A 16,860-nucleotide genomic window follows, 5' to 3' on the forward strand; every position below is an offset into this window, starting at 1 on the left:
ATATGATGATTCATTGGCAGAAATGTTAAAGGGGTTTTAAAACAACTCGCTCTTAGAAGCGTGCTCTACAGATCACTTTGGAATGGCTGTCGGATTTCTGCCATCAAACTGTAATGCCGACGCCGCAACATCCGGTGCCCTGAGTGAACATGGATAAGGATGGCGGGTTCGATGGCAAGCAGTGTGCACAGGCGCGAAGTGATCGGCTGGATGGGTATCGGTGCCTTGGCACCGTTGCTCGGCGCCTGCTCCGCCTTCCCTGGGCAGCAGGGCGGCAACGCCAGCCTCGACCTGCTGTACGTGGCCGATACCCTCGATGCCCGCCAAGCTGGCCAGGCCGTGGTGCCGGCCACCCGCCTGGGGCCGGTCAGCCATCTGGGCCGCGCACCATGGATGACCGGCAGCAGTGCCAGTATCGCCTACCCGCAACTGGCGCCACTGCTCGATGCCAGCCAGGCTGCATCTGCCCAGCTGGGCGGCTATGCGGTGCTGGCGGCGTTGCTCGAGCAACTGCGCGGCGAGGCTGGGGCGGGCAACAGCCTGACCCTGGAAAACGGCCAGGGCTGGAATGGCAGTGGCCTGGCCTACTTGACCCAGGGCGAAAGCGGCCTGCAGGGCAGCCAACTGCTGGGCAGCGAAGCGCGGGTCAGCAGCGACGAGCGCGTGCTGTGGCCACAGCGCAGCCCGGCGCTGTATCGCCAGGCTGGCACCGTTACCCTGGGCGCCGGGCTGGCAGACACGCAACGCCGGGCTTTGGGCCTGGAAGCCTTGCACATCTTCGAACGTGGCGGTGCACGTATTGCTGTGGTCGGCGTGACCGACCCCTACGCCCAGGACCAGAAAGCCTCTCTTAAACAGTGGTACCAATCATTGCAGCCGGTGTTCGAACAGGCGCGGCGCGATGCTGACCTGGTGGTAGCCATGGCCGATGTCGGTACCGGGCCGGGCCTGTGGCTGGCCGAGCGGGTGCCGCAGATCGACGTGCTGCTGTGCGCCCGCGGCCAGGACCTGTGGCCGGCGCCGGTCGAGGTTAGCCAGGCCAGCGGCCGCCGCGTGCCGGTGCTGTTCGCTGGGTGCCGGGGCAGCGGCGCCTTCCGCCTGCGCTGCCAGCGCGTGGCGGGGTTGTGGCAGTTCGATGGGCGTTTCTACCCGGCCTTTGAGCACCAGCTGGTACCCGCCGCGCAGCAGCGTATCGGGGCATTGCAGGCAGAACTGCGCCAGCAGCGCGCCGGCCACGCGGCCTGGCTCGATCAACCGCTGGCCCGCGCGCCCCAGGCGCTGTGGCGCCGCGACACCCGAGGCGGCAGCTGGGACCGTCTGCTGCATCAGGCCCTGGCCGATGACAGCAGCATGTCGGTGCTGCTGCCGGGCCTGCGCTATGACTACCCGCTGCCCGCCGGGGCGGCCATTACCCGCGAACACCTGATCAGCCTCACCGGTGGCTACCCGGCACCGGTGGTCGAAGCGCCGGCCCGGCAGGTCGAACAAGTGCTGGAAAACGCCGCGGAGCAACTGTTCGGCGACCCGCTGCTGCTGGACAACAGCCAGGACCTGCCGCGCTGGCAGGGCCAGGCCTGGCGTGTCAGCTACAGCCCGCAAGGCAAGCGCATCAGTGGCCTGGAACCGGTGCAGGGCCTGTGCCGCACCTTTGGCCTGCAATTCGAAACCCAGGCCGGCGAGCCGCTGTGGCAACGGGTCGAAGCCTGGCTCGCCCGCCAGCCGACCGACTGGCAACTGGCGCCGCTGCAACTGCCCGAAGTGCGTTACGTGCAGGGGCACCCGGGCTGGCACCCAAGGCAACTGGCCTCGTGATGCTCGCCTCGCGCCTGCTGACTGGCGCTGGCCTGACCCTGGCCGGCTGGCTGGCCGCCCAGTGCGTGCTGCAACTGGGCCGCCAGCCGCAACCGGCCACTGCGCCTGCCGTGGCCGACAAACCGTTGCCTGGCTTGATGGTCGGCCATTGGCAGGTACCCGTCGACGACGGTGCCATCGCCATCACCCGCCTGCCGTTGCAATACCTGGGTGGCCTCAAGGCCCAGCCGCTGGCCTCCAGCGTGGTGGTGCTGCGCTATGGCGAGCAGGTGCGCACCTTGGCCCGCGGCCAGCGCCTGGCGCCAGGGATCGTGCTGCAGGACATCGACAGCGATGGCCTGATTTTCAACAACCAGGGGCGGCGTGAACGCCTGTCCTGGCCGCCACGCCCCGCCGTGACCGGCTTCAAGCGGCAAGGATGAACGATGCCTGTTAGATATTGCGTGGCGGCCGCGCTGAGCCTGGCCCTGTCCATGGCCTGTGCTGAAGAGCCGGTGTTCGACGACAACGGTACGCCGATGTACGAGGTGAACTTCGTCGACACCGAACTGGGCGAGTTCATCGACAGCGTGTCGCGCATCACCGGCACCACCTTCATCGTCGACCCCCGGGTCAAGGGCAAGGTCACCGTGCGCACCGTCGACCTGCACGACGCCGATGCCATCTACGACATCTTTCTGGCCCAGCTGCGCGCCCAGGGCTACGCCACTGTCGACCTGCCCAACGGCAGCGTGAAGATCGTTCCCGACCAGGCCGCCCGCCTGGAGCCTGTGCCGGTGGAGGCGGGAGGGCAGCAGGGGGAAGGCAGCGACAGTGTGGCTACGCGGGTATTCAATGTGCGCAACGCCGCCAGCGAGCAGGTGCTGGGCATTCTCAAGCCCCTGATCGACCCACGGGTCGGTGTGATCACACCTTATCCGGCAGCGCACCAGTTGGTAGTTACCGACTGGCGCAGCAACCTGGAACGTATCGCCAGCTTGCTGCGCCAGCTCGACCGCCCCCAGGACGCACCAGGCAGTGGCAGTACCCAGGTCATCTACTTGCGCCATGCCAATGCTGGTGAAGTGGTCAAGGTGTTGCGCGGGCTCAGCCAGGAAGGCATGGCGCCCTCTGAAGGTGCTGGCGAAGCAGAGGGCAAGGAAAGGCCCGTAGTGCCTGTCGCCGGAGGCTCGGGCATCCGCCTGGAATACGAAGAAGGCACCAACGCCGTGGTCATGGTCGGCCCCGACAGCGAGCTGGCTGCTTACCGCGCCATCGTCCAGCAGCTGGACATCCGCCGTGCCCAGGTAGTGGTGGAAGCGATCATCGCCGAGGTGTCCGACAGCAGCGCCCAGGAGCTGGGCGTGCAGTGGCTGTTCGCCGACGAGAAGTTCGGTGCCGGCATCGTCAGTTTCGGCAGTAACGGAGTGAACATCGCCAGCATCGCCGGGGCCGCTGCCAGTGGCGACAACGAGGCCCTTGGCGATTTGCTGTCCAGCACCACCGGCGCCATGGCGGGTATCGGCCATTTCGGCGGCGGTTTCAATTTCGCCATGCTGGTCAACGCGCTGAAGGGCAAGAGCGGCTTCAACCTGCTGTCCACGCCCACCCTGCTGACCCTGGACAACGCCGAGGCGTCGATCCTGGTCGGCCAGGAAGTGCCCTTCGTCACCGGATCGGTGACGCAGAACAACGCCAACCCGTACCAGACCATCGAGCGCAAGGAAGTCGGGGTGAAGCTGCGCATCAAGCCGCAGATCAACGTCGACAACAGCGTGCGCCTGGACATCGTCCAGGAAGTGTCGTCGATTGCCGACATCACGGCTGCCAGCGACGTGATCACCAACAAGCGCGAGATCAAGACCAAGGTCATGGTCGAGGACAACGGCCTGGTGATCCTCGGCGGCCTGATCAGCGACGAACTGAGCACCAGCGACCAGCGTGTGCCGCTGCTTGGCGATATCCCTTACCTGGGCCGGCTGTTCCGCTCCGACGCCACGAAGAACACCAAGCAGAACCTGATGGTGTTCATCCGCCCGCGCATCCTGCGTGACGGGCCGAGCCTGGCCGGGCTCAGCGAAGACAAGTACCGCACCTTGCAGCAGACCACGCCGCTGCAGTTACCCGACCTGGCGGATGCGCAAAACGCTACGCCGCTGTTGCAGGTGTTCCCCTCCAGCCGCGCACGGCTGGAAGGCGGTGACTGGTGATGCTGCCCTATCGCCAGGCACGGCAGAGCGGGGTGGCCATGGCCCCTGCGGAGGAGGGCTGGCAGCTATGGTTGCGGCACGACGCCGACAGCGCCCAATTGCAGGAGCTGCTGCGCGTGCACGGCCAGCCAAGCCTGCTCGAATACCTGGAGCCTGCACTGTTCGACGAACGCCTCGGCCAGCTGTACCAGGCCGGCGATGCTGCCACCGAGGCGCTGATCGAGGGCATCGGCGACCAGGTCGACCTGGACAGCCTGATGAGCGAAATGCCGCGCATCGAGGACCTGCTGGAAAGCGACGATGAAGCCCCGGTGATCCGCCTGATCAACGGCCTGTTCGGCCAGGCCCTGCGCCTGCGCGCTTCGGACATTCATATAGAAACCTTCGAGCAGAGCCTCGTGGTGCGCCTGCGGGTCGATGGCCACCTGCGCGAAGTGTTGCGCCCACCGCGTGCGCTGTCGGCCATGCTGGTGTCGCGGATCAAGGTCATGGCCCGTCTGGACATCGCCGAAAAGCGCCAGCCCCAGGATGGCCGTATCACCCTGCGTGCGGCGGGGCGCGAAGTGGATGTGCGGGTCTCGACACTGCCCGGCATCCACGGCGAACGGGTGGTGATGCGCGTGCTCGACAAGCAGGCCAGCCTGCTGGCGCTGGGCAACCTGGGCATGCCGGCGGCGGTGTTGCAAGGCCTGCGCAGTTGCCTGGCGCGGCCCAACGGCATAGTGCTGTCCACGGGGCCGACCGGTTCGGGCAAGACCACGACCCTGTATGCCAGCCTCAACAGCCTCAACGACGGCAGCCGCAATATCCTCACTGTCGAGGACCCGGTGGAATACGCTATCGCCGGCATCGGCCAGACTGCCATCAACCCGCGTGCCGGGCTGACCTTTGCCAGCGGCCTGCGCGCCATCCTGCGTCAGGACCCGGACGTGATCATGCTCGGCGAAATCCGTGACCAGGAGACCGCGCAGATCGCCGTGCAGGCCAGCCTCACCGGCCACCTGGTGTTGTCCACGCTGCACACCAACAGTGCGGTGGGCGCGGTGACCCGCCTGCGCGACATGGGCATCGAACCGTTCCTGATTGCCTCGTGCCTGCGCGGCGTACTGGCCCAGCGTTTGGTGCGGCGCCTGTGCAGTTGCGCCGTGGCGCACCCGCTGCAGCCGGCGGAACGCGACCTGTGGCCCGAGCTGGCAGCGCTGGGCAGCAGCTACCATGCGGTGGGCTGCGAGCAGTGCCAGGGCAGCGGGTATGTCGGGCGCCTGGGCCTGTATGAATTCATCGAGCTGGATGCCGGGCTGATCGGCCTGTTGTACGACGGCGCCAGTGAGCTGGCCATGCAGGACTACCTGGCCGAGCGCCGGCAGAGTCTGGTGGCGATGGCCAGTGACTGCCTGGCCCGTGGCGAGACCAGCCTGGCCGAAGTACTGCGCGTGGTGCAGGGCTGAGCCATGCCGACCTATCGCTACCAGGCCGTCGACCTCGCCGGCAAGACCCACAAGGCCAGCTTGCAGGCCGACAGCGAACGTCATGCCCGCCAGTTGTTGCGTGAGCAGGGCCTGTTCGCCCGCCGCTTGCAGCGTCACGAAGCCGGCACCCGGCAACCCCGGCGCCAGCGCCTGAGCCGCGCCCAGCTGTGCGAACTGACTCGTCAGCTGGCCACCCTGACCGGTGCCGGTATCCCTCTGGTCGACGCCCTGGCTACCCTGGAACGGCAACTGCGCCAGCCCGCCCTGCACAGTGTGCTGGTGGCCTTGTGCGGCTCGTTGGCCGAAGGCCTGGGCCTGGCTCGCAGCCTGGCACGTCAGGGGGCACCGTTTACCGGCCTGTACTGCGCGCTGGTCGAGGCCGGCGAGCGGTCCGGCCGCCTGGCCCAGGTGCTGACCCGCCTCGCCGACCATCTGGAGCAGGTTCAACGACAGCAGCACAAGGCACGTACCGCGCTGATTTACCCCGCCGTGTTGATGGGGGTGTCGCTTGCCGTGGTGGTAGGCCTGATGACCTTCGTCGTACCCAAGCTCACCGAACAGTTCGCCCATGCCGGGCAAAGCCTGCCGCTCATTACCTCGTTACTGATCGGCCTGAGCCAAGGGTTGGTGCAGGCCGGGCCCTGGCTTTTGGCGCTGGCCCTGTTGCTTGGAGCGCTCGGCGGCTGGTTGCTGCGCAAGCCGCACTGGTGCCTGCGCCGTGACCAGCTGCTGCTACGCCTGCCACATATAGGCAACCTGCTGCAGGTGCTGGAAAGCGCGCGCCTGGCACGCAGCCTGGCAATCCTCAGCGGCAGTGGCGTGGCCCTGCTCGAAGCCCTGCAAGTGGCCACCGAAACCGTCGGCAACCGCCGTATCCGCCTGGCCATGGAGCAGGTGCGCCAGCAAGTTCAGGGCGGCACCAGCCTGCATCGCGCGCTGGATGCCAGCCAGCAGTTCCCGCCGTTGCTGGTGAACATGGTCGGCAGCGGCGAGGCCAGCGGCACCCTGGCCGACATGCTCGAGCGCGTGGCCGATGACCAGGAGCGCGGCTTCGCCCGCCAGGTCGATACCGCCATGGCGCTGTTCGAACCCCTGATGATCCTGGTGATGGGCGCCGTGGTGCTGTTCATCGTGCTGGCGGTGCTGTTGCCGATCATGCAACTCAACCAGGGCCTGCAACTGTGACGACAAGGAGTACTGCCATGCAGCATCGACGTAACCGCCAGCGCGGTTTCACCCTCATGGAAATCATGGTGGTGATTTTCATCATCGGCCTGCTCATCGCCGTGGTCGCGCCCAGCGTGCTGGGCAACCAGGACAAGGCCATGAAGCAGAAGGTGATGGCCGACCTGGCCACCCTGGAGCAAGCGCTGGACATGTACCGCCTGGACAACCTGCGCTTCCCCAGTAGCGAGCAGGGCCTGGCCGCGCTGGTGAAAAAGCCGGCCCAGGAGCCGCTGCCACGGGCCTGGCGCAGCGACGGCTACGTGCGCCGCCTGCCGGAAGACCCGTGGGGCACCCCTTACCAGTACCGCATGCCCGGCGAACATGGCCGGGTCGACGTGTACTCGCTGGGTGCCGACGGGCTGCCGGGCGGCGAAGGCCAGGATGCCGACCTGGGTAACTGGGAACTGTAACGGGTGCGTCGTCAGCGGGGCTTCAGCCTGATCGAATTGCTGGTGGTGCTGGCCATCGCCGGGCTGATGACCGGATTGGTGGTGGCCGGGTTCGGCAACAGCCAGGCCAGTGTCGACCAGGCGCTGCAACGGCTGGCGAGCGAGGCCCGGTCGCAGGCTGCGCTGGCCCGGCATGCCGGGCAGCTGCGCGGGCTGCGCTGGAATGGCCAGCGTCCGGAGTTCGTCCGGCGCGAGGGTAATGGCTGGGTGGTCGAGGCAGTCGCCCTTGGTGACTGGCCCAAGGGGCTGCGCCCGGACTGGCCGGCCAGCCCGCAGCCGCGCCTGTTGTTCACTCCGCATGGCTGGGCGCAACCAGGCAAGGTGTGCTGGCGTTGGGCCGATGGCAGCCAGCAGTGGGCCTGGAGCCGCGATGGCCGCTTGCAGGTGGTGGTCGCCCCATGAAGCGACATCAGCGTGGCTTCACCCTGCTGGAGGTGACCGTGGCCCTGGCGATTGCCGCGGTGCTGGCGGTGATCACCAGCCAGGTTTTGCGCCAGCGCCTGGCGGTGCAGGACAACCTGCAGCAACACCGCCTTGGCCTGCTATGCGCGCGAGAACTGCAAACCCGCTTTGCCGTCGAGCAGTACTGGCCGGCGGAAAACCAGGTTGGCGGTGAACTGAGCCAAGGCGGCCAGCGCTGCCACTGGCAACTGCAACTGCGCCGCACCGGCGTATGCGACCTGCGTCGTGGCGAGCTGCTGTTGTTCGCCGACCGCGACCAGCGCCTGCCGCTAGGCCAGTACACCGTGTTCCTGGAGCGGCCATGAGTTACAGAAACCGTGAAGCTTGTGCGGTCCCTGTAGGAGCGGGTTTACCCGCGAAGCAGGCAACGCGGTGGATGGCACCGGCTTCGCCGGTGTTCGCGGGTGAACCCGCTCCCACAGAGGCCCGGTACCACCCCGCGCAGATGCCTGCCCCTGGAGCGGCCATGAGTTACAGAGACCGTGAAGCTTGTGCGGTCCCTGTAGGAGCGGGTTTACCCGCGAAGCAGGCACCGCGGTGCATGGCACCGGCTTCGCCGGTGTTCGCGGGTGAACCCGCTCCTACAGATGCCCAGTTCCACCCCGCGCAGATGCCTGCCCCTGGAGCAGCCGTGAGTTGCAGAGATCGTGAAGCTTGTGCGGTCCCTGTAGGAGCGGGTTTACCCGCGAAGCAGGCACCGCGGTGCATGGCACCGGCTTCGCCGGTGTTCGCGGGTGAACCCGCTCCTACAGATGCCCAGTTCCACCCCGCGCAGATGCCTGCCCCTGGAGCAGCCGTGAGTTGCGGAGACCGTGAAGCTTGTGCGGTCCCTGTAGGAGCGGGTTTACCCGCGAAGCAGGCACCGCGGTGCATGGCACCGGCTTCGCCGGTGTTCGCGGGTGAACCCGCTCCTACAGATGCCCAGTTCCACCCCGCGCAGATGCCTGCCCCTGGAGCGGCCATGAGTTACAGAGACCGTGAAGCTTGTGCGGTCCCTGTAGGAGCGGGTTTACCCGCGAAGCAGGCACCGCGGTGCATGGCACCGGCTTCGCCGGTGTTCGCGGGTGAACCCGCTCCTACAGATGCCCAGTTCCACCCCGCGCAGATGCCTGCCCCTGGAGCGGCCATGAGTTACAGAGACCGTGAAGCTTGCGCGGTCCCTGTAGGAGCGGGTTTACCCGCGAAGCAGGCACCGCGGTGCATGGCACCGGCTTCGCCGGTGTTCGCGGGTGAACCCGCTCCTACAGATGCCCAGTTCCACCCCGCGCAGATGCCTGCCCCTGGAGCAGCCGTGAGTTGCAGAGATCGTGAAGCTTGTGCGGTCCCTGTAGGAGCGGGTTTACCCGCGAAGCAGGCAACGCGGTGGATGGCACCGGCTTCGCCGGTGTTCGCGGGTGAACCCGCTCCCACAGAGGCCCGGTACCACCCCGCGCAGATGCGTGCCCCTGGAGCAGCCATGAGTTACAGAGATCGTGAAGCTTGCGCGGTCCCTGTAGGAGCGGGTTTGCCCGCGAAGCAGGCACCGCGGTGTATGGCACCGGCTTCGCCGGTGTTCGCGGGTGAACCCGCTCCCACAGAGGCCCGGTTCCACCCCGCGCAGATGCCTGCCCCTGAAGCGGCCATGAGTTACAGAGACCGTGAAGCTTGTGCGGTCCCTGTAGAAGCGGGTTTACCCGCGAAGCAGGCACCGCGGTGCATGGCACCGGCTTCGCCGGTGTTCGCGGGTGAACCCGCTCCCACAGAGGCCCAGTTCCACCCCGCGCAGATGCCTGCCCCTGTAGGAGCGGGTTTACCCGCGAAGCAGGCACCGCGGTGGATGGCACCGGCTGCGCCGGTGTTCGCGGGCGCGCCCGCTCCCACAGAGACCCAGTTTCACCCCCCGCGCAGATGTCTACCCACGAGGCACCGCCAGGCCGGCCTTACCCTGATCGAGCTGATGGTCGCCCTGGCACTTACCGCCGTACTCGGCATCATGCTCGCCGCCCTGGTCAACGGCTGGCTCAAGGTTCGCGAACGCCTGCAGGTCACCACGCAGGAAACCTCGGTGCTGGACTTCTGCCTGGCCTTGGAGCGTCGCTTTGATAGCCCGGTAATGCGCCGGGTCTACGACCAGCGCCTGCCCTTGGCCAGCCGCCGGCTGGACTGGCAACCGGCAAGCAACCAATTGCTCTGGGTCGCCAGCACCGGCATGCCGGAAGCCGAGGGCGGCTCGCGCCTGCAGCGCCAGCGCCTGCGCTTCGAGGCGCGTGAGCAGCGCCTGCTGCTGGAAAGCTCGGCCGACCTCTATGCCGCCGCCGCCCCACGCTGGGTCCAGCGCGAGCGGCTCGACCGGGTCAGCGCCATGAATGTTCTCTATTACGAGGGAGGCCGCTGGCTGGCCTGGCCTTCCGACCAACCTGCGCACCCCGGCCGTGGCGTGCGTCTGGAACTGCAGCGTGACGGAGCACCCTATGTCTGCACCTTCGCCCTCCCGTGGGGGCGCTCATGAAGTTTGAATGGCGGCGGCGCAGCCCGGCTCAGTCGTGGCTGTTGCTGCGACCGGGCGTTGTCTGGCACTGGGCGCTGGCCGAGGGTGGCCTTGTGCAACGCCATGGGCAGGGCGAGCCCCCGGCGAACCTGCAAGCCCGTGTGGCGTTGATCCTGCCTGCCGAGACCTGCAGCTACTTCCGCGTGCCGGCACCGCCCGGGCTCAAGCGTGAAGAATGGCCGCTGTTGCTCGAAGACCGTTTGCTGCAGGCAGTCGACGAGGTGGCATGCGCCTGCCTGGCCCGCGAGCCTGGCCATCTTCGGTTACTGGTAGTGGCCCGTCAGCAACTGGACGACTGGCGCGGGCAGTGCGCCGAATGGGGCTTGCAGGTGGCACGTTGCTGGGCAGAACTACAGTTGCTGCCGCCCCCCGAGGCGGGACATGCCTGGCAATGGCAGCGCACACCCGGCATGTATTTGTACAAAGGGCTGGCCGAAGGCGGGCAGGAGCACTGGCTGGCCTGGCCGGATGCACTGGGCGAGGTGCCACGGCAACCGTGGGCGGAGCTGCAAAAGGTTTCGCTGAGCGGCGACTGGCCCAGTACGCTGGCACCGCTCGATTCATTGCCCGGCCTGTTCGAGCGTACCCGCAAGGTGCGTTCGCTGCCGGTGGTGTCCCGGCTGCAGCAACGGTTGCTTGCGGCCTGCCTGGTACTGGCTGCCGTCTGGGGCGGGCTGTGGTTGAGCAAGCAGTGGGCCCAGGCGCAACTCTGGCGCAGCCAGGTCATCGCCGTGACCGGTGAGCAGGCCAGCCCCCGGCACGCCGCGCAGGCCCTCAAACGCCTGCGCGAAAGTGAATTGCAACAGCAGCTGCGCACGCGCCAGCTCGAAGACCTGCAGGCTGCGTTGCAGGCCTGGCTGCGTGACCACCCCGGCTGGCGCCTGCAAGCGGTGCGCTTCGATGGCCAGCGCTGGCACTTGCGGCTGGAAGGCGAGGGCGGTGCGCCGCCATGGAGCGACATGGCGACAGCCGCCGGGGCCTCTGTCCAGGTGCAGGACGGCCAAGTGGTGTTCGACCTGGGAGCAGCCTCATGAACCGGGACTGGATACAGCGTCACCGTTTGAAGTTCGCCTGGCTACTGATTGCTGTTTTGCTGGCCTTCCTGTCCCTGCGCGCAGGCCTTGCGCAATGGCGCGAGCTCAGCCAGTGGCGCGGGCTGGCCGAACAGGCGGCCAGCCTTCAAGGCGGCCCGGGGTTGAGCCTGGAGCGGCTACGCCAGTCGGCCCAGGCGCGGCAGATCGAACTGGCCGAGGTCGATGCGCAGGGCAAGACCTGGCAACTGCGTGGGCAGGTGGCCGACGAGCGAGTGCTGCAGGGCTGGTTGCAGACCCTGCGTGCAGAAGGCGTACAGCCATTGCAGTGGGGGCTGGAACAGCATGAAAAGAGATTGCGCTTCGACCTGGTGGTGCGGCCATGAGCCGAAGAAGTGTGGCGTGGGTGCTGTTGGTATTCACCGTGACATTGCTGGTGGAACTACCGGCTAGCTGGGTGGTGCGCGGGATAGGCCTGCCTGCGCGTGAGGTCAGCGGCAGCCTGTGGCAAGGCCAGGCGCAGCAACTGGGGCCGGTCGGGCCATTGCGTTGGGTGGTGCAGCCCTGGCGCATGCAGGCGAACGCGCAGCTCGGCTTCCAGAGCCAGGCCTGGCAGTTGCGCGCCGAAGGCTGGCCATGGCGTTGGCGGCTGGAGGCGACGGCCATGGGGGCCCAGGCGACGGTGGCGACGGATTACCGTTTGGCCGGCCAGTGGCAGGGCACGTTGCGGGTGCAGGGGGCAGGGCGGCAATGCCGTTCCAGCGAAGGCCGCATGACGGTAACCGACCTTGCCCTGAGCGAGCCTTGGTCACTGGGCTTGGGGCAGGGCTGGCTGGAAATGGACTGCCGCAGCGGCTGGCACCTGCGCGGGCAGTTGGCGCAGCAGGGGCAGCATCAGTTGGCAGTGGATGCTGACCTGCCCGCGCGCCGGGCACAGGTGGTGGTCGAGTTGCAGCCGGAGGCGGCGCTGACGCCTTTGCTGCGTGGGGTGCAGTGGCTTGGACCGCAGGCGCTGGCAGGGCAGCGGGATTTGCGCTGGTAGACAGGTGTTATCGCCGGCAAGCTGGCTTGCCGCTCCTACAACCAATCAACTGTCTGGCCCAAATGCTAAAAGAGGGCACGAAGCCCGTGCCCTCCAGCGCGGCGCCTGCCTCAGATTTTCTTGCCCTGCACACTCGAAGCCCACTGCTCACTGCGATTGTGCCCACTGGTCCTCAACAACCCCAGGTCCAGTGCATTTTCCCCATCCGCCGCACCCTTGCCCTTGGCCATTTCGGCCACCGCGGTGCCCAGGTCCACTGGCGAGTTGGACGCATCGATCGACACATCCCGGCGATAGTCGTTACCGCTCAGTGTTTCCCGGCTAACCGAGTTGGCGTCGAGTACCACATCTCCTTTGGCCGACTGCAAGCGTGCCCCCACCAGCTGAGCTTTGCCACCAACCTGCAGGTCGATGCCGTCGCTACCTTTGAGCGTGGCCTGCTGGCCTACGCTGTCGCGCTGCACGTGCGACACGTCGAGGCTGAAAGTGGGCGACAGCCCCGGGTCTGCCTTGCTCAGGGCGGAGCCAGCTTTTTCATTCACCTTGCTCCCCAGCGGCCCTGCCACCGAAGTGGCCGCGTTGACGTAGCCCCGCGGGTTTTTCTCCTGGCTCAGGCGGGCATCGCCTTTCACGCTCAGGGTATCGACGCTGTCCTTGCGGCTGGCGATACGCAGGTCGCCATCGATCATTCCCTTGATATGCCCAGCTTCCACGGTGGTGCCTTCGAGGCGGGTATCGCCGCGGCTTTGCAAGTCGATGCGCTCGGCGCGCAGGTCGCTGGCATTCCAGGTGAGGTTGTCGCGCTTGTCGAGCTCCACTTTGACGCGGCCATGCAGGCCGCGAGTATCGAGCGCGCCCTTGGCCATGTCGAAGCCGGCCCCGGCGGTGATGTCGAGGTTGTCACGTCGCTCCTGGCTGGATGACGCTTCCACCAGCATGCCCCCATTCGATGCGTCGAGGGTTATTTGTTCGGCCGAAGCCTGCAGGCCCTCAAGGTGCAGGGCGACATTCTCGCGGGCGCTGCTGCCCAGGGTCACTGTGCCGTTGCTGGCGAACAGGGCATTCACCGCCTGGCGTGCCTCTTCATCCTGCTTGCCGTGGCTGAAGTGGCCTCCGATGGCACCGCCCTTGGTGTCGCCAGCCTTGACCGCCAGCTCCACGCCGCCGCCCATCTTGGCGCCGGTAGCGTTCTGGGTATCGCTGGCCGCCTTGACCTGCAGCCGACCGCCGCTTTGCAGTTGAATGTCGCCGGTCTTGGCCTCACGGCTGCCAATGCGTGTGCCTTCGAGCAACAGGTCGCCGCCACTGCTCAGCTGTACCTGGCCCTTGGCGTCGATCTGCGCCACCTGGGCCTTGAGCTGCGTGCTCTGGCTCTGGCCGTGGTCGAGGTAGCCCCGGCCATCGACGCCGGTGCTGCCCGGGCGGTTGCCGACCTTGGCCCAGGCATTGCCATCGAGCTGGCGTGACTGCTGTTCGACCTGATCGGTTGCCTGGGGCAATGTCAGCGAACCGGCACTGCTCATGACCACGCTGCCTTCACCGCCATCGATGCGCGTCCCTTCATAGTGGCCTGAGCTGCCCAATTGCACCTGGATGCCCTGTTGCCCATACAGGCTGCCGGGTACGGCGCTGCTGGTGCTGTCCTTTTTGTCCAGCGAGCCGCCTTTGCCGGCGGCGCGTACATTGAGGTCTTCGCCGGTGCTGGTGTCCAGGCGAACATCGCCGCCGTAGGCCAGGCGTTGCACGGTATTTTCCTGGGTGTTCTCGGCCGCCTGCATCTGGTGTTGTCGGGCCTCGATCTGCAGCTTGCCGGCGTTGGCGCGCCAGGCGGTGCCTTGGTCGGTGATGTTGTCGGCCTTGACTTCGACCTTGGCTCCGGACAACTCGCTCACCTGGGCAAAGCCGCGGCGCTGGTTTTCCAGGCGCTTGAGGTGGTCCACGGTCATGTCGGCGCCGACACTGGGCGGCGCCATGGCGTCTTCGGGGGAGGCTTGCTGGAAGCGTGCGGCTTCTTCGCCCAGCACCAGGCGTTCGATGGGGCGGGTAAGGTCGCGATACTCGACACTGGCGCCGAGGCTGCCCGACCAGTCGTCACGGCTTTGTTCACGTTCCTCGGTATCCTGCACCGCGCGGTTGTCGATACGTTTGGCCGTTACCTGCAGAGTGTTGCCAGCCTTGACGCGTGCGGCCTCGGTGACCAGTTCATCGCCTTTGAGCTTCAGGTCGCCGCTGGCCTGCAATGTGCTGCGTTGCGCCTTGCTGTCGCGTTCAGTCTGCACCTGGCGGTTGTGATGGCCTTCGAACAAGCTGCCCAGCCGGTCGATGCCGCCGGTCACCGTCAAGCCGCCGCCACTCTGGGTGGTGCTGGTGGTGGTGTCGTGGTCATTGCGGGTTGCCCCCAGGGTCACCTTTTGGGCCTGCACATCGAGGTCGCCTGCGGCGGCTTTCACCGTGGAACCGTTGACTTGCAGGTGAGCCCTGCTGCCAAGGCTCACCGAGGCGCCCTCGAGCTCACTGGCGACCTGGCTGCTGGTGCGCTACCTGCTGCTGGTGGTGGCGACGTCATAGGCAATGCCGGCCGAATACTGGCGGGACTCGGGCTTGCCATCCTCGGCCTCCTGGGTCTGCTTGGCGCTGGCAGTGAAACCACGTTGCTGGTTACGGGTTTCGCGCTCGTCAACCCCTTGTGCGCTGGTAATCAGCAGGTCGCCCTTGGCCTCTACCTGCAGGTGCTCGCCCGCTACGACCTTGGCCCCCTGGATGCGCATTTCCTCGGCGCTGGCCAGGCGCAAATTGGTGGCCGAGCTGACGTCGCTGGTAAGCACCTGTTGCGTACGTTCGGTGTTCTCGCGGTCGCTGCCAATCAGGCCGAACAGCTTGCTGTCGCTGGTACGGTCGGTAGAGGTGGTGCGACCATGGTCGGCTTCGATGGCCAGTGAACCTTTTGTGCTGTAGAGCACCGAGTCCTCCTTGCCGAACACGGTACTGCCCTTGATGGCTACCTGGTCAGCTGTCACGGTAAGCTTGCCATCCGCCGTGACACTGCTGCCGGCAACGGCCTGGCCTTCGCTGTCGTTACCCTTGCGGTCGCCAAAGAAGGTGCCGGATACCAGGTCGCCGCGATAGTTGCGCCGGGTACCGCGCTGCTGCAGGGCGGTGGTAGCGATGTTTGCCTCCTTGGCTTCGATCGCCATGTCGCCGCGGCTGTGCAGGCTGCTCCCCTTCACATCGACAGTATTCTTGGCCTTGAGCGTCATGCGCTGGGCCTGGAGCGCACTGCCTTGTGCGGTTTCCTTGTACTGGTCGGTATCACTGTCACCGCGCCACAAGTCCTTGCGGTGGCGAACCTGCTCTTCGGTGTGCTGGCTGTCGATGCCGGCAGCGATGGCCAGGTTGGCGCCGCTGTCGAGGGTCAGCTCATTGCCAGCATCCACTTTGGCAGCCACCAGGCGCATGTCGTCAGCGGATTGCAGCAGCACGCTGTCCTTGCCTTGCAAGCGGCTGCCCTGTTGCTGCTGCTGGGTGGTGGTAGTTTCGCGGTTGTAGGTTTCGCGGGTGACGAACAGGAACTTCTTGTTCCAGCTGTCGCTGTCGCGCTCGATGTTCTCGCGGGTTGTGGCATCCAGCGTGAGCTTCTTGCCCGCCTTGGCCTCGATTCGCCGAGCTTGCCCGTCGACGGTTTCGAGTGTCAGGTCATCGGCAGCGGTCAGCCGCAGATCGCCCTGTTCGCTATGCAGTTCGACGGGGCTGTCGGCCTTGCCGCTGACCTGCAGGGCGCCGGCCGACTGGATGTCGACCCCGTCGATGCCAAGCAGCTGCGATGCCCCCACACGCACACCAGCACCTTCTGCAGTGCTCACCACGCGAATGCGCCCGGCGCGCATGGCACCGAACAGGCTGGCATCGATGCTGGAAGGGGTGCCGGGCAGGTGCTCGACAATTTCGCCGCTGCTGCTGTCGATACGGTTGCGACCCACTGTGATATCGATGGAGTTGCGCGCCATCAGCAGCCCTTTGCTGTCCACGCGCGGGGCAATCAGCTCGAGGGCGCCGTTGGGGTTTCGCTGGCCGCCCTCGAGCACTTGCAGGGTACCGCTGGCGTTGAGCGTGTCGAGGTACTTCAGTTGCTGGCCCTCGAACTCGGGGGTACCCACCACGAAGCCGGCGCGTGTGGTGTTGATGAAACTGCCGCCGTTGAGGGTGATGCCATTGGGGTTGGCCAGTATGTAGTCGGCCGGGCGGCCGAAGATTTCCTGTGGCCCTTCGATCAGCGAGGCGTTGCGGCTGACCACCTCGTTGAGGATGGTCGAGGCGGCCTGGCCCTGGAATTGCGGGTTGGCCGCCAGGGCACCGGCCAGTTCCGACTGCCCGGCCTGGGTGGCATTGTTCAGCACCAATCCTGAACGGTCGACGTTGTAGTCGAGGAACTGGTTGTGCGACAGCCCGTTGGCGTTTGGCGCGACAATATCGATGACCGGGACGCCGTGGCCGTCGTTGATGACCGGTGTACCACCGGGGCCGCTGGTTGCTGCCAGGCCGCCCTGGGCCAGTGCGGCGCCGGGCCCGAGCAGGCCGAGGAAGATGGCCCAGCGCAAGATATCCGGGCGGGAATACGGTGACTGCGAGAGTGTTTGCATGTTCTCGTTCTCTTT

General features: G+C 66.5%; 12 protein-coding genes and 1 pseudogene. 12 read left to right on the top strand and 1 reads right to left on the bottom strand.

The features are described 5' to 3' along the window. Window positions 1-171 precede the first annotated feature (171 nt). The 12 genes from KDB76_RS06030 (at window position 172) to KDB76_RS06085 (ending at window position 12,208) form a co-directional block, all read left to right on the top strand. Window positions 172-1,812 (top strand): lipoprotein UxpA, encoded by a 1,641-nt coding sequence (locus KDB76_RS06030; protein ID WP_038408782.1) that lies wholly within the window; start codon window positions 172-174, stop codon window positions 1,810-1,812. Beyond that, window positions 1,809-2,234 (top strand): pilus assembly protein PilZ, encoded by a 426-nt coding sequence (locus KDB76_RS06035; RefSeq protein ID WP_024086375.1) that lies wholly within the window; start codon window positions 1,809-1,811, stop codon window positions 2,232-2,234. The genes KDB76_RS06030 and KDB76_RS06035 overlap by 4 nt, the downstream gene beginning before the upstream one ends. A 3-nt stretch (window positions 2,235-2,237) precedes the next feature. Continuing rightward, a complete protein-coding gene (gene gspD, locus KDB76_RS06040) occupies window positions 2,238-4,001 on the top strand; it encodes a type II secretion system secretin GspD (RefSeq protein ID WP_200873965.1) in 1,764 nt (587 codons plus the stop codon). Next, on the top strand, window positions 4,001-5,449 hold the full coding sequence (locus KDB76_RS06045) for an ATPase, T2SS/T4P/T4SS family (RefSeq protein WP_013971169.1): 1,449 nt from the start codon (window positions 4,001-4,003) through the stop codon (window positions 5,447-5,449). The genes gspD and KDB76_RS06045 overlap by 1 nt, the downstream gene beginning before the upstream one ends. Window positions 5,450-5,452: 3 nt before the next feature. Then, on the top strand, window positions 5,453-6,655 hold the full coding sequence (gspF, locus tag KDB76_RS06050; RefSeq protein ID WP_024086377.1) for a type II secretion system inner membrane protein GspF: 1,203 nt from the start codon (window positions 5,453-5,455) through the stop codon (window positions 6,653-6,655). Between the two features lie 17 nt (window positions 6,656-6,672). Beyond that, window positions 6,673-7,107, top strand: a complete 435-nt coding sequence (gene gspG / locus KDB76_RS06055) for a type II secretion system major pseudopilin GspG (protein ID WP_013971171.1) — start codon at window positions 6,673-6,675, stop codon at window positions 7,105-7,107. A gap of 3 nt (window positions 7,108-7,110) precedes the next feature. Next, window positions 7,111-7,548 (top strand): type II secretion system minor pseudopilin GspH, encoded by a 438-nt coding sequence (gene gspH, locus KDB76_RS06060; protein WP_024086378.1) that lies wholly within the window; start codon window positions 7,111-7,113, stop codon window positions 7,546-7,548. Continuing rightward, window positions 7,545-7,913, top strand: a complete 369-nt coding sequence (locus KDB76_RS06065) for a type II secretion system protein GspI (protein WP_038408788.1) — start codon at window positions 7,545-7,547, stop codon at window positions 7,911-7,913. The genes gspH and KDB76_RS06065 overlap by 4 nt, the downstream gene beginning before the upstream one ends. 1,631 nt (window positions 7,914-9,544) lie before the next feature. Beyond that, entirely contained in the window at window positions 9,545-10,096 is a 552-nt protein-coding gene (locus tag KDB76_RS06070) for a hypothetical protein (protein WP_044039553.1), read from the top strand. Beyond that, window positions 10,093-11,169: a type II secretion system protein GspL gene (gspL, locus tag KDB76_RS06075; protein WP_013971174.1), complete on the top strand. Its 1,077-nt coding sequence runs from the start codon at window positions 10,093-10,095 to the stop codon at window positions 11,167-11,169. Before KDB76_RS06070 ends, gspL begins: the two co-directional genes overlap by 4 nt. Then, window positions 11,166-11,552, top strand: coding sequence for a type II secretion system protein GspM (gene gspM, locus KDB76_RS06080; RefSeq protein ID WP_024086380.1), 387 nt, complete (start codon window positions 11,166-11,168; stop codon window positions 11,550-11,552). Before gspL ends, gspM begins: the two co-directional genes overlap by 4 nt. Further along, on the top strand, window positions 11,549-12,208 hold the full coding sequence (locus KDB76_RS06085; protein ID WP_038408790.1) for a general secretion pathway protein GspN: 660 nt from the start codon (window positions 11,549-11,551) through the stop codon (window positions 12,206-12,208). Before gspM ends, KDB76_RS06085 begins: the two co-directional genes overlap by 4 nt. Before the next feature lie 110 nt (window positions 12,209-12,318). On the opposite strand, the pseudogene KDB76_RS30140 reads toward KDB76_RS06085, so the two are convergent. Beyond that, window positions 12,319-16,845: pseudogene (locus KDB76_RS30140) on the bottom strand (hemagglutinin repeat-containing protein). Window positions 16,846-16,860: the final 15 nt, after the last annotated feature.

The sequence above is a fragment of the Pseudomonas sp. JS425 genome (genome assembly GCF_018223845.1).
Lineage (GTDB): Bacteria > Pseudomonadota > Gammaproteobacteria > Pseudomonadales > Pseudomonadaceae > Aquipseudomonas > Aquipseudomonas asiatica.

Excerpts from the sequence above, each read along its gene's own strand:
- KDB76_RS06030 (WP_038408782.1), top strand. The coding sequence starts at position 172 with ATGGCAAGCAGTGTGCACAGGCGCGAAGTGATCGGCTGGATGGGTATC.
- gspD (WP_200873965.1), top strand. The coding sequence starts at position 2,238 with ATGCCTGTTAGATATTGCGTGGCGGCCGCGCTGAGCCTGGCCCTGTCC.
- KDB76_RS06045 (WP_013971169.1), top strand. The coding sequence starts at position 4,001 with ATGCTGCCCTATCGCCAGGCACGGCAGAGCGGGGTGGCCATGGCCCCT.
- gspF (WP_024086377.1), top strand. The coding sequence starts at position 5,453 with ATGCCGACCTATCGCTACCAGGCCGTCGACCTCGCCGGCAAGACCCAC.
- gspG (WP_013971171.1), top strand. The coding sequence starts at position 6,673 with ATGCAGCATCGACGTAACCGCCAGCGCGGTTTCACCCTCATGGAAATC.
- KDB76_RS06065 (WP_038408788.1), top strand. The coding sequence starts at position 7,545 with ATGAAGCGACATCAGCGTGGCTTCACCCTGCTGGAGGTGACCGTGGCC.
- KDB76_RS06070 (WP_044039553.1), top strand. The coding sequence starts at position 9,545 with ATGGTCGCCCTGGCACTTACCGCCGTACTCGGCATCATGCTCGCCGCC.
- gspL (WP_013971174.1), top strand. The coding sequence starts at position 10,093 with ATGAAGTTTGAATGGCGGCGGCGCAGCCCGGCTCAGTCGTGGCTGTTG.
- gspM (WP_024086380.1), top strand. The coding sequence starts at position 11,166 with ATGAACCGGGACTGGATACAGCGTCACCGTTTGAAGTTCGCCTGGCTA.
- KDB76_RS06085 (WP_038408790.1), top strand. The coding sequence starts at position 11,549 with ATGAGCCGAAGAAGTGTGGCGTGGGTGCTGTTGGTATTCACCGTGACA.